This window comes from Parapedobacter indicus (assembly GCF_900113765.1).
Classification (GTDB): Bacteria; Bacteroidota; Bacteroidia; order Sphingobacteriales; family Sphingobacteriaceae; genus Parapedobacter; species Parapedobacter indicus.
The window spans coordinates 591,572-605,122 of record NZ_FOQO01000002.1 but is presented as its reverse complement, the minus strand read 5'-3'; the positions used below and the strand labels follow the sequence as shown (position 1 = coordinate 605,122).

The 13,551-nt window shown below is 49.0% G+C and carries 11 protein-coding genes; all 11 read left to right on the top strand.

The annotated features are described in order from the left end of the window. Nucleotide 1 precedes the first annotated feature (1 nt). The 11 genes from BMZ56_RS06010 to BMZ56_RS05960 all read left to right on the top strand — a co-directional run bounded on the left by BMZ56_RS06010 (nt 2) and on the right by BMZ56_RS05960 (nt 13,456). Complete coding sequence (locus tag BMZ56_RS06010) at nt 2-1,018, top strand: NAD-dependent epimerase/dehydratase family protein (RefSeq protein WP_177195052.1); 1,017 nt, start codon at nt 2-4, stop codon at nt 1,016-1,018. 3 nt (nt 1,019-1,021) lie between these two features. Then, nucleotides 1,022-2,086, top strand: a complete 1,065-nt coding sequence (locus BMZ56_RS06005) for a dihydrodipicolinate synthase family protein (protein WP_090625465.1) — start codon at nt 1,022-1,024, stop codon at nt 2,084-2,086. A gap of 12 nt (nt 2,087-2,098) precedes the next feature. After that, complete coding sequence (locus tag BMZ56_RS06000) at nt 2,099-3,385, top strand: enolase C-terminal domain-like protein (protein ID WP_090625805.1); 1,287 nt, start codon at nt 2,099-2,101, stop codon at nt 3,383-3,385. An 8-nt stretch (nt 3,386-3,393) separates the two neighbouring features. Continuing rightward, nucleotides 3,394-4,527, top strand: coding sequence for a plastocyanin/azurin family copper-binding protein (locus tag BMZ56_RS05995; RefSeq protein WP_245893098.1), 1,134 nt, complete (start codon nt 3,394-3,396; stop codon nt 4,525-4,527). A gap of 2 nt (nt 4,528-4,529) precedes the next feature. Continuing rightward, complete coding sequence (locus tag BMZ56_RS05990) at nt 4,530-6,014, top strand: DUF7133 domain-containing protein (RefSeq protein WP_143072860.1); 1,485 nt, start codon at nt 4,530-4,532, stop codon at nt 6,012-6,014. A gap of 3 nt (nt 6,015-6,017) precedes the next feature. Continuing rightward, nucleotides 6,018-7,499: a PQQ-dependent sugar dehydrogenase gene (locus BMZ56_RS05985; protein WP_218146476.1), complete on the top strand. Its 1,482-nt coding sequence runs from the start codon at nt 6,018-6,020 to the stop codon at nt 7,497-7,499. A gap of 463 nt (nt 7,500-7,962) precedes the next feature. Further along, nucleotides 7,963-9,315: a Gfo/Idh/MocA family oxidoreductase gene (locus BMZ56_RS05980; RefSeq protein ID WP_090625462.1), complete on the top strand. Its 1,353-nt coding sequence runs from the start codon at nt 7,963-7,965 to the stop codon at nt 9,313-9,315. Nucleotides 9,316-9,341: 26 nt separating this feature from the next. Further along, nucleotides 9,342-10,661, top strand: coding sequence for a sugar MFS transporter (locus BMZ56_RS05975; protein WP_090625459.1), 1,320 nt, complete (start codon nt 9,342-9,344; stop codon nt 10,659-10,661). 32 nt (nt 10,662-10,693) lie between these two features. Beyond that, a complete protein-coding gene (gene nagA / locus BMZ56_RS05970; RefSeq protein ID WP_090625801.1) occupies nt 10,694-11,926 on the top strand; it encodes an N-acetylglucosamine-6-phosphate deacetylase in 1,233 nt (410 codons plus the stop codon). 6 nt (nt 11,927-11,932) lie between these two features. Beyond that, the gene (locus BMZ56_RS05965; RefSeq protein WP_090625456.1) at nt 11,933-12,694 is read left to right on the top strand and encodes a glucosamine-6-phosphate deaminase; all 762 of its coding nucleotides are present in this window, start codon (nt 11,933-11,935) and stop codon (nt 12,692-12,694) included. 168 nt (nt 12,695-12,862) lie between these two features. Continuing rightward, nucleotides 12,863-13,456: an RNA polymerase sigma factor gene (locus BMZ56_RS05960; protein WP_090625454.1), complete on the top strand. Its 594-nt coding sequence runs from the start codon at nt 12,863-12,865 to the stop codon at nt 13,454-13,456. Nucleotides 13,457-13,551 lie beyond the last annotated feature (95 nt).

Genomic DNA, 13,551 nt, shown 5'->3' with positions numbered 1-13,551 from the left:
TATGGATGAATTAATCAGATTAGAGCAACGGATGCTTGAACCATCGGCGGCGTTAATAGAAGATGTAAGCCGTATTAAAGGAGATATTTTGCTGCTTGGTGTGGCGGGAAAAATGGGCCCGACTATGGCGCGCGTAGCCCGCAAGGCCGTGGATGCTGCCGGAACGGGGCAACGGGTCATCGGTGTTTCCCGGTTTTCGAATCCGGCATCGCGGGTTGAATTAGAGGAGGTGGGTGTAGAGACTATCTCAGCCAACCTGCTGGATGACCAGGAGCTGGCTAGCTTGCCAGATGCGCCTAACGTTATTTATCTGGCGGGGCATAAATTTGGTACAACAGGCAATGAGTCGTATACGTGGGCGATGAACACCTATTTGCCGGGACGGGTAGCGGATAAATATCGGAATTCAAATATCGTGGCGTTTTCTTCGGGCAACGTCTTGCCTTTTGTGCCGGTCACTTCGGGAGGGGCTTCCGAAGAAGTAGCTCCTGAACCGATCGGCGAATATGCGCAGTCCTGCTTGGGCCGGGAGCGGATTTTCGAATATTTCTCGGAAAAGAATGGGACGCCTATCTTCATTTACCGATTGAACTATGCCGTCGATTTTCGTTATGGCGTGATATTGGAAATTGCAAAGTCAGTATTTCAAGGAAAGCCCATCGACCTAAGAACGGAGAATGTGAATGTAATCTGGCAGGGCGACGCCAATGAAATCGCGATCCGCTCGCTCCTCCATTGTGAATCCCCGGCGAAGGTCGTAAACGTTACCGGGCCTGAGACACTATCAATCCGCTGGATAGCAAGACAGTTCGGAATGTTATTGGACAAAGAGCCCCAGTTTGTTAACGAACCTCAGGGTACCGCACTTCTGAACAATGCCTCGGAGTGTCATCGTCTTTTCGGTTACCCACGTGTAACCGTGCGGGAGATCATTGAGCTGACGGCAAAATGGTTGCTTGGGGGTGGCGAGCAATTGGATAAACCCACACATTTTCAGGAACGGGCAGGTAAATTTTAATTCATGGCAACACAACAATTATCTTCGGTCAAAGCTACGTTATTGAGACAGGGAACGGTAATCCCTGCGCACCCGTTGGCGCTGAAGTCGGACAGGCAGTTAGATGAAGAATACCAGCGTTTATTGACTCGCTATTACCTCGCTTCCGGAGCTGGCGGCGTTGCAGTTGGCGTGCATAGTACGCAATTTGCCATACGCGATCCGGAGGTGAATCTATACGAAAAAGTATTGGCTCTTGCTGCAGAAGAGATGGCCGCATCTCCCAAGCGGGATACGTTTATTGCCGTGGCTGGTATCTGTGGGGATACCGATCAGGCATTGAAAGAAGCTGCAATTGCCCTACGGCACGGTTATGATCTGGGGCTATTAAGTATGGGAGGTCTTCAGGGAAAAACGGAAACAGAAATATTGGATCGCACACGAGCTGTAGCCGAAGTGATTCCAGTTTTCGGATTTTACCTGCAACCCAGTGTCGGGGGGCGTATCTTTTCCTATGACTTTTGGAAAGCTTTCGCGGAGATTCCGAATGTTCACGCAATTAAAGCCGCACCGTTCAACCGGTATCAGACATTAGACCTGGTCCGAGCGGTATGCCATTCTAACCGGAGCAATGAAATTACCCTATACACCGGGAATGACGATAACATTGTGGCCGACCTGCTGACAACCTACGAGTTTGAAATAAACGGCAAGACCGTAAGCAAACGTTTTGAAGGAGGATTGTTAGGGCATTGGGCGGTATGGACGCACGCTGCCGTTAAGTTGTTCAACGAAGTGAAACAATGCCGGGAACATGGATACGAGGGGACTGCCGATCTGTTGAAGAAAGGGGTGGCGGTTACCGATATGAATGCAGCAATCTTTGATCCCGCACATCGCTTCCACGGTTGTATCCCGGGTATACATGAAGTGCTGCGTAGACAGGGACTTATGAAAGGAATTTGGTGCCTGGATCCAGATGAAAAGCTTTCTCCGGGTCAGGCGGAAGAAATTACGCGGGTGTGTGAGGCCTATCCTGAGCTGATAGATGACGATTTTGTGAGGGAATTTCTGAGAACCAATTCCTAACGGATGGGCGCGATGAAACAGATACGGGTGGTTCATACCGCAGCTGATTTCGAACGGGAAAAACTCTTACAACCTTTTGGGTTTAAGGGGGGCTACTTGACCGAACTTTGGCAGGTTGCAGCAAAGATGAAATCGGAGGCAGGGCACAGTGCGATCGGACTGGCAACGCAAAGTGTCCTGTATGGCGATGCGAATCTGTTTGCACGGTCATCCGAAGCAGAAGGGAACGCCCTGATGTTCGTACTGATGGCTAAAGCCATGCAGCGCGTTAGCGAAACCCGCTTTTCAACACCGATCGACCTGATGGACACGATTCTTCCACAGGTGCATACCGATGCACAGTTACTAACGGGCCGTAGCGATGTGAACCTTAATTTCGTATATAACGCACTGGTCAGTGTGGATAACTCGGCGTGGCTACTTTACGCGGTAGAAAACGGGTATGCGGACTTTGATCACATGGTGCCGGAAGCGTACCGGCCGGCATTAGCGTCGCGGAATAAGCAAGTAGGGATTCTGTACCAGGTGTCGTACAACATGTCTGTGCAGCAATTAAAACAGGCCGCTGAGAACGGCTATTTCCTGTTTAAGATCAAAACGGGATACCCGGGAAGTCAGGAGGAGATGCTGCAGAAAGACATGGAGCGGCTGACGCAGATACACGAAGCATTGAAAGATGTCCGCACCGATCGGACATCGCACGGAAAAGTGTGGTATACCTTGGACGCCAATGCGCGATATGAAAAAAAGGAGACGCTTATGCGCTACCTGGATCACGCGCGCCGTATTGGCGCCTTTGCCCAAATCCTTTTCTACGAAGAACCGCTCGCGGAAAGGAACGACGAGGACGTGCATGATGTGGGAATCCGGATTGCGGCCGATGAAAGTGCGCACGACGAACAGGCAGCAGTGCGACGAATCGAACAAGGATATGGTGCAATCGTGCTGAAAGGGATTGCGAAAACACTAACTCTTACCCTCCGTATTGCGAAATCAGCGCATGAACGCAACATTCCATGCTTATGTGCAGATTTGACCGTAAATCCAATACTAGTGGATTGGCACAAGAACCTGGCCGCTCGGTTGCCGCCGTTCCCGGATGTCGATATGGCACTAATGGAAACGAACGGCGACAGTAACTACGTGAATTGGGCACAAATGTCAGCGGACCATCCCTATGCGAATGCGCGTTGGACGCAGCGTATAGGCGGAGCCTTTGAACTGGACGACGATTTTTACGAAAAGAGCGGCGGTATTTTTGTGCCGCCATCGAAATATTCGGCATTATTCGGGCGGTAATTTAACTAATGATTCGATACATATTCATGCTACTCCAGAAGCGATTATGGATTACACTCCTGTTTACCGTGAGTATAAGTGCGGTTGCACTTGGTCAAACGGACCGCTTAACAACGGTCGAAATGGAAGTATTGCCTGGCCTGCAATTCAGTGTGGTCCGTTTTACCGTAAAACCTGGCGAACGGGTAAAACTGGTTTTAAATAACACCGACGACATGAGCCACAACCTGATAATTACCTTACCGGGTACACGGGAAAAAGTAGTAGAAATGGCCAATAAACTCGGTGAATCGGGACCGGCAGCGGGATACGTTCCCAAGACTTCAGATGTGCTTTGGACAATTCCTGTGACCGCGCCCGAGAAAGCTAATGAGCTCGTTTTTAAGGCGCCCGAAAAGGAAGGGGTATATCCATACGTGTGTACGTACCCCGGCCATGGTACGATTATGTTCGGCGCGATGTACGTGAGCAAATCCGGTAAAATGCCTGAACTTACGAAAGATCTGAATATTCCGGAAAGCCGTCGTGGGGATAAGGTTGATGGAGACGCTGAGCATCCGGGGCATGCGCACGAAAAGCCGGCTCCGCTACATCCTTACACACCGGTGCCTCCCTACCATTATCGGGTATTTATTGATGGGGCTAGCCCTGCGGCCATAGCCGTGGCATTGCCTAACGAAGTTTCGTATTGTTGGGATGCCGGTACAAGCTATTTACGATTTGCTTGGGGGGGTGGTTTTTTGGATAATTCAGATCTGTGGAAAGGAAAAGGAAATGCAGCCGCTAACGTGGTCGGATCCGTGTTTTTCCGTAGTAAAACAGGCTTCCCAATCCGGATTGGAGAAGAGAAGCCAAGCGAGATCGTGTACAAAGGCTATCAACTGAAAAAGCGCTACCTGGAGTTTCATTACCAGGTAGATGGTACGGATGTCTACGAATTGATTCACGAGGCGACCGATGGAACGGGATTGGAACGGATTTTCCGTATTCCGGAGGTGACTGATCCGGTAACATTCTATACTTCCTCGGATGAGGGCGTCACGTATGCTGCTTCGGCGGGTGTTTGGAAAGGAGGAGCATTGCAGCTGACCGCTGATCAGGCACGTTCGTTTACGATAACCATGAAGAAAATAGGAAAATAGGGATGGAAAGGTTTTTTTTAGCGGTGTTGTTAGGCTTGCTGATGGCGGCATGCTCCACCCGTCCGGAACCGGGGGAGGCCTACATCGTCGAAAACATTGAAATGCCTGAGGGACTGACCAGCCAGGTTGGAGCACTGGAGTTTCTTCCCAACGGAAAATTGATAGCTGGATTTACGCGCGGGGAAGTGATGACCTACGATACGACCACAAAAGAATGGCACCTGTTTGCCGAGGGCCTGCACGATCCGTTGGGAATCCATGTGGTGAGTAACGATGAAATCCTGGTGATGCAGCTTCCGGAATTGACACGGTTAAAAGATACAGATGGTGATGGAACCGCCGATCTGTATGAGAAAGTAACAGACGCATTTGGTGTTACCGGCAATTACCACGAATTCAATTATGGTCCTGAAATAGACAGTAAGGGCGATTTCTATATCGCATTGAATTCATCGTCGTCTGGAGGCACCATGCGCGACGAGGTGCGGGGAACGATCAATCTGGAAGGCCGTGACGGCGAAACCGGAAACCGGCAAATGTTTTCTACCGTTCCTTACCGGGGTTGGGTGATGAAACTGACCAAAGACGGTGTATTACATCCGGTGGCAGCTGGCTTTCGCTCGCCGAATGGGATCGTGGTAGATAATGAAGACAACGTATTTGTAACCGACAACCAAGGCGACTGGGTGGGGACAAGTCCCTTATTTCATGTGGAGCCCGGCAAATTTTATGGCCATCCGGGGAGCCTCGTATGGACAAAGGGTTGGAACCGTGGCAACCCGTTCCGCCTTCCGCTCGACACACTTGATAGCATGCGTACGCGGCCGGCGATTTGTTTTCCGCATGGTATCCTGGCCAATTCACCCTCGCAGCCGGTCTTTGACCGTACCGGAGGAAAATTCGGACCCTTCGAAGGCCAGCTTTTCATCGGAGAAATGAACCGGGAACGGATTGTGAGGGTAATGCTGGAAAAAGTGAATGGAAAATTCCAGGGGGCTTGCATTCCGTTTTTGGACAGTTTAGGACTGCGCAAAGGCAACAACCGGTTGGTATTTGCACCAGATGGCAGTTTGTGGGTAGGGCAGAATGCGCATGGCTGGCTCGGGGATGTCGGAATACAACGGATCGTGTTTACCGGCAAGCAGCCGGTGGATGTATATACCATGAAGCTGACAACCGATGGATTCCAGCTGACTTTCACTCAGCCCATGCAGGATACGGCAGCCCTGAATCCGGAGAACTATCTGTTCTCCAGATACTATTATTTGTATCATCATAATTACGGTTCGCCCCAGCAAGACCTGGAAAAGATTCCGGTCACCGCTGTTAAGCTTTCCGACGATAAGAAAACCGTGACCCTCCAGTTGGCTTCACTGACGCCGGGTTATGTCTATGAACTGAACCTGGGGAATATCCCGAGCAAATGGGGTCAGCCGTTGCGTAACAGCTTGGTGTGTTATACGTTAAATGAATTACTGAACAATTAGGTCATGACTAATCTACGACTTACATTTCTTGCGGCCCTGCTGCTTTTTCTAGGATGTGATGCCGGGGATCGGGGGGCTCCCGATGAACAGTTTCGTATGGGTGCTACACCGCTTGGGGTTCAGACGATAGCGACACACCTTGATGTGCTCTGGGAACTGGTTTGGGGGCCGGATAATCACATATGGTTTACCGAACAAGGAGGTACCGTGAGTAGGCTTGATCCTAAAACTGGGGAAATCACTCACTTGTTAACCTTGGAGGTATTGCGCGACCGGACATCGGGCCTGCTGGGAATGGCTGTACATCCGGATTTAAAAAACCAACCCTACGTTTTCTTAAATTACAGCGGCGAAAAAGCAGATAAATCGCGCTTTTCACGCGTGGTTCGCTATACCTATAAACCAGACACGTTGATTGATTCATTGGTTATTTTGGAGTATCCGGGGTGGAAGGGGCATTTTGGCGCGCGTGTCGCAATCGCACCCGATGGTAAATTGATGATTGCGACGGGTGATGGAGCACAGTTTGGAAATGCACAAAATACAGCCTCCCCCAATGGTAAAATACTTCGATATAACATCGATGGAAGTATTCCGGACGATAATCCAATACCCGGAAGCCCGGTGTGGGCCTGGGGGTTCCGTAATCCACAAGGGCTGGTATATGTAGGCGACAAGCTGTACAGCTCAGGCCATGGGGATGCGGTCGAAGATGAAGTGAATCTCGTAAACAAAGGAGGGAATTATGGCTGGCCGCACGTAGAAGGGTTTGTGAATACCGAAAAGGAGCGTCAGTTTGTAGTCGATTCAGTGATTGTGCCACCGTTACGTTCATGGACACCCACGATTGCGCCGGCAGGACTAACGTATTATGCTTCCGATAAGCTTCCGGAACTGAAAGGGAGACTGTTATTAACGACCTTGAAAGGCAATAGCATACATGCGCTTGAATTGAATGCTTCAGGTGATAGCATTGTTGGAGACGTGAATTACTTTCAACAGCTATACGGAAGGCTGCGTTCGATTTGCGTGTCTCCCGATGGCGATGTTTATGTGGGTACCAGTAACCGCGACTGGAACCCGAACGGCTTCGCAGATGAAAAAGATGATCGAATTTTGCGGATCTATGCGTTGGCGGAGAAATATGTGGATAAGCAGGCAAAAAATGCAATTGTGGAACATAAAGGTGCGGATGTGGTGAGCCGAGGTGAAGCGTTGTATGTGAATTATTGTGCTTCCTGTCACAAAACCAACGGTCGCGGTGTAGATGGCACGTTCCCGCCATTGATCAGATCACCTGTCGTAACTGGTAACGCCGACTCGCTGATCCACGTTGTCTTAACCGGTAAAAAGGAAATGCCGCAATTTTCGTTTATTGAAGACAAGGATCTTGCAGTCATCTTGACGTATGTCCGCAAACGGTTCGGCCCACAGTCCAGTCCAATTTCGGCATCGGCGATACAGGCCCAGCGGGCAGATCGATAAAATCTCGAACGGATGATCGTGAAAAAAAGCCGGGGCAAGCATCAGGAATCGATCTCATTGATGGCGCTAAAACGCAACAAGACATCAATAAACAATCATTCTAGGGAAACCAAGATGTAACTAATATTGACGCAAGGGCAATAATTAGTTGCATCGAGCTCTCATCAGCCATTGAAAAGACGATAATTAGATGAAAATAAAATAAAAATATGAACTATAAAAAAAGATTTCTATCTTCGTGTACGTACACGGAACGGTACTTGGCCTATTTTTTACGAGGCGCACCAATTAATGATCATACGATTGCTAACAAAAATACAATACGATAGATTATGAAACCGTCATGATTTTCAAAATCACATAATGGAATAATTGAGCTTGCGAGCTCCTGAACACTCATTAAATAAATACTTGTGAAGAATCATGACAGCTTCATCACCAATAAAAAACAAATTTAATTAAGATGAAAAATAAAAACGATTCACGAAGGGATTTTATCAAAAAAACCACGATTGGTGCCGCGGCATTGTCAATAGGTAGTGCCTTCAACGGTGTAAGTGCTCGGAGTTATGCAAACATCATGGGTGCTAATGATCGCATTCGTGTAGGTATGATGGGCGTTAATGCGCGTGGACTGGCACTTGCCAATAATTATTCATCGCAATCAAATTGCGAAGTCGCTTACATTTGTGATGTCGATACGCGGGCTGCTGATAAATGTGCCGAACAGGTAGAAAAAAAGCAGGGTAAACGCCCCAGCCTTGAGGGAGACATCCGGAAGCTGTTAGAGAAAAAAGATTTTGACGCCTTGGTGGTAGCAACGCCGGATCACTGGCATGCACCCGCAGCAATAATGGCTTCTCAGGCAGGAAAACATGTATACCTTGAAAAGCCGGCTAGCCATAACCCCAGGGAAGGGGAACTCTTAATTGCTACGCAAAAAAAACATGGCAACGTAATCCAGATGGGCAACCAACGGCGGTCGTGGCCCAATGTTGCGAAGGCGATTCAGGAGCTTCACAGCGGTATCATTGGTAAAACTTATTTTGCCAAAACATGGTATACCAATAATCGGCCATCCATTGGTGTCGGTAAGGCCGTTGCGGTGCCCAATTGGCTTAATTACGATTTATGGCAAGGCCCGGCTCCCCGTAGGGAATATAAGGACAACTTGATCCATTATAACTGGCATTGGTTTTGGCATTGGGGAACCGGTGAGGCGTTAAACAATGGAACGCATATGGTTGACTTGGCTCGCTGGGGCCTGCAGGTGGATTATCCAACGAAGGTAACTTCAGCGGGTGGTCGCTACCGGTATCAAGACGATTGGCAAACACCCGATACGCAAGTGATTAATCTGGAATTTGCCAACAAAAGTATGATTACGTGGGAAGGTAGAAGCTGTAATGGCACCCCGATAGAAGGGTCCACGGTTGGCGTAATATTTTACGGAGAAAATGGCTCTTTACAGATCGACGGAGGAAATGCATATAAAGTGCTTGACCTAAAAGGTAAATTGGTAAAAGAAGTTAAAAACGACTTCACGATAGACGCCCGTAACCTAACCAACCCTTCGCAAGCCTTGGATGCGATCCATATCCAGAACTTTTTCGATGGTATCAAAAAAGGTCAGAAATTGGCTTCTGATATCGAGAGTGGCCACATCAGTACCCTGCTGGTACAATTGGGCAACATCGCGCAGCGCAGTGGCGGGCTTTTAGAAACAGATCCGTCCAACGGTCATATCCTGAACAATAAGGAAGCGCGGAAACTATGGGGTCGCGATTACGAAAAAGGCTGGGAGCCGAAAGTCTAAGGGATAGCAGAAAACACGATACATAGATGGGAGCATCAGTAAAGACGACGGTCAGCGTAGCTTCGCTGTCACGCCGAGACACGACGATATCCATTGTCATTATCGCCGGGATGTTTTTTATTTTCGGATTTCTATCCTGGATCAATGCGATACTTATCCCCTATTTCAAAATCGCCTGCGAGCTGACCCACTTCCAATCCTATTTGGTGGCATTCGCGTTCTATATTGCTTATTTCGTGATGTCGGTGCCTTCCTCGTATCTATTAAAGGCTGTAGGGTTTAAGAAGGGCATGATGGTCGGCTTTTTTGCGCTCAGTTTGGGCGCATTTATTTTTGTGCCCGCGGCGATGACACGTACCTACGAGGTATTTCTACTTGGCTTGTTTACGATCGGCATTGGCTTGGCAATCCTACAGACGGCCGCTAATCCATATATTACGATCCTTGGCCCAAAAGAACGTGCCGCACAGCGCATCAGCATCATGGGTATCTGCAACAAATTTGCAGGGATTGTGGCGCCGTTGTTGTTCGCCGCAGCTGTGTTACGGCCCACGGATCAAGCGCTGTTTGATAGTTTGGCTTCGATGACCGATGACGTGCGTGCCGCGACGCTGGACGAATTGATTGGCAGAGTCATCGTTCCCTACTCGGTTGTAGGGGCTGTATTGTTGCTCATAGGCATCGGAGTACGTTATTCGCCATTGCCGGAAATCGACACCGGGGAGGAGGAATCCAGTGTTGCCGACTCGAATTCCGGAAAAACGAGTATTTTTCAATTTCCTCATTTGGTTTTGGGAGCAGTGGCGATCTTTATTCACGTCGGCGCGCAGGTCATATCCATTGATACGGTTATCAACTATGCCGGTTCTATGGACATATCGCTGATCGAGGCGAAAGTATTTCCTTCGTATACGTTAGGGATGGCCATTGTCGGGTATGTGGTCGGAATTTCGGTTATACCGCGATGGATCAGTCAGAAAAATATGCTGCGTGTCGTGACGCTCATGGGGGCGGTGCTTTCCCTGCTGATTGTTTTTGTCCACGGCGACGTAACGATTTTTGGACACAGAACCGACATATCTATCTGGTTTGTCGTACTCTTGGGAATACCCAATTCGCTCACCTGGGCCGGTATCTGGCCATTGGCAATTGATGGCCTTGGCCGTTTCACCAAGGTAGGTGCTTCCCTCATGATTATGGGGCTGTGCGGAAATGCCATATTGCCACTTATATATGGGTACTTCGCCGATCAAATCGGCCTGCGGGAGGCATATTGGATACTCTTTCCTTGTTATTTGTACTTGATTTATTATGCGATGTGGGGTCACAAACTTCGAAGGTGGTAAACGCTCGCAGCATCCAAACACGTAAAAATTCCATGTCGAAAAGCGATATAAAGATCACAAACGGTCATATCATTACCCCATACCGTATCATCAAAAATGGGGAACTATTCATACGGGACGGCCGCATTGAGGCAGTAAGCGAAAGCAATATCGACGCACCGGGAGCTCACGTTATCGACGCCAAAGGGCAGTACGTTGCACCGGGATTTGTCGATATCCATGTACACGGTGGGGGCGGGAGCGATTTTATGGACGACAGTGTCGAAGCATTTCTGACGGTCGCCGAAACGCATGCCCGCTACGGCACTACGGCAATGCTACCCACCATGCTAACCAGTACAAAAGCGGAAATTATCCGGTCGCTCAAACGGTACGAACAGGCAGCAGCGAACAACGTCCTTGGCGCGCGGTTCTTGGGCATACACATTGAAGGCCCCTATTTTGCAATGGAACAACGCGGTGCTCAGGACCCCCGTTATATCCGCGATCCCGATCCGGATGAATATTTAGAGATTTTAGCAAGCTCGTCTTCCATCAAACGGTGGAGCGTTGCCCCGGAAAAAAAAGGGGCAATCCCGTTCGGAAGTATATTGCGCGAGCGCGGTATTTTACCGTCTATTGCCCATTCTGATGCGTTGTACAGCGATGTAGCCCAGGCGTTCGAAAATGGTTATTCATTGGTTACCCACCTATATTCAGCGATGTCCGGTGTGACAAGGCGAAATGCCTTCCGCTACGGTGGGGTGATTGAAGGTGCCTATCTTATCGATGAACTGGATGTAGAAATTATCGCCGATGGCAGGCATCTGCCGGCCGAATTGCTTCAGTTGGTGTATAAGATCAAAGGACCCGATCGGACGGCCTTGATTACCGATGCCATGCGTGCCGCTGCCATGCCCGAGGGGAATAGCATGTTGGGCAGCCTGACCGATGGCATGGAAGTGCTCGTGGAAGATGGGGTGGCAAAGTTGCCCGATCGCTCGGCTTTTGCTGGCAGTACAGCAACCGCCGACCGGCTGATACGTACCGTGCGAGATGTAGCGGGCATCCCGCTTATTGACGCTGTGCGCATGATGACGGCTACTCCGGCCCGTATACTGGGACGTGAAGCCTCCGTAGGGTCACTCGTGCCTCGAAAAGATGCTGACATCGTAATTTTTGATGAAGGGATAACGATTAAAATGACCATGATTCAAGGTCGGATTGTTTACAGTTCCGATGAGCGGATTCCAACAAACGTGGCTGAGCAAAAGATTACCAGTTAAACGAAAATGACAACGAATAAGATCGACTTATTAACGGTAGCTCAGTTTGATGACCGCCCCTCGATGGGTAGGGCAGCTGCCGATGCGGCAACAGGCCGGATAAAGGAACTTCTTGGTCAACAGGAAGCCGTAAATATAATTTTTGCTGCAGCGCCTTCACAGAATGAATTCTTGGATGCGCTTACCGGACAGAATGGGATTGAATGGGGCCGGATCAATGCGTTTCACATGGACGAATACATTGGGCTGCCCGAAAATGCACCCCAGCGGTTTGGCCAGTTTCTCAGCGAAAGGTTGTTTGCCAAAGTGCCTTTCCGCTCAATTAATTATCTTAACGGGAATGCGGCAAACATCGAGGAAGAATGCAAGCGATATACAGATTTGTTAGCGCAGTATCCTACAGATATCGTGTGTATGGGGATCGGAGAAAACTGCCACATTGCGTTTAATGATCCGCATGTGGCTAACTTTGAAGATGATGTATGGGTTAAAGTTGTTGACCTTGATGTAGCCTGCCGGCAACAGCAGGTTAACGACGGTTGCTTCGCCGAATTGGACCAGGTACCCACACATGCACTGACGCTTACCATTCCTGCGTTAATGGCAGCGCCTGCCGTTTTTTGTGTTGTGCCAGGAAAAAACAAGGTTTCGGCCGTTCGATATACGGTCAACGCGGAAATCAGCACTTTATTTCCATCCACGATATTGCGAACACATCCCAATGCAGTACTGTTTTTAGACGACGAAAGCGTGTTGGGCATGCAATAGCCAAAGCCGAGAAGTGGCTTTTCTTAGCACCTTTGTGACTTGGCGTGCGCTATTTAACCCGTAAAGGCCTGCTTCGAGCGCAAGGGCAGAATCTGTCGTGCACGCTATGGAAAGATTTCCAAATACCACTTCAGTTTTCTAACTTTGGGTGACTAACTGTGCCAAGGAATGGAACCGATGCTTCCGGCCGATGAAAAGAACTTATTGCTTAGGCTGCGCGATGGAGATCACGATGCGTTTGATACCCTGTACAATAGGTATGCCCATCGGGTTGCGGCGATCTTATTGAGGCTTACCCGTTCTCAGGATACTGCAGAAGATTTACTGCAGGATACCTTTATACGGGTATGGGCTGCGAGACAGACGATCAAGATTGACCATGCATTCATTGCTTTTGTATTTACAATAGCAGCCAACTTGGCAAGCAACTCGCTTCGAAAACAACTGCGTGAGGCCCGCATGCAGACACAACTGTGTACACAAGGGTCAGTGGGATACGTCCATATCGAGGAAAAAGTTGTGGCGCAGGAAGAATATGATCAATTCCAGCAGGCACTCTCCCAATTGGAGCCCAGGCAACGGCAGGTGTTCGTGTTACATAAGATCGAAGGGAAGAGTTATAAAGAAATCAGTAAGGAATTGGCGATAAGCCACTCGGCCATCAACCACCTGATCCAGCGTGCCAATAAAAAACTGGAAACGCTGCTGAACCCCAAATTGCTCAGTACGCTGGCGTTATTATCGGCACTTTTACACCGATAGCAAAAAAAATCATTTTTTTTTTTCAGGGTGGGTGTGCTATTTTTCCATGTATCGGTGTATTAGTAGATAAAGGGGGAGATAAAAGACCCCGGTCC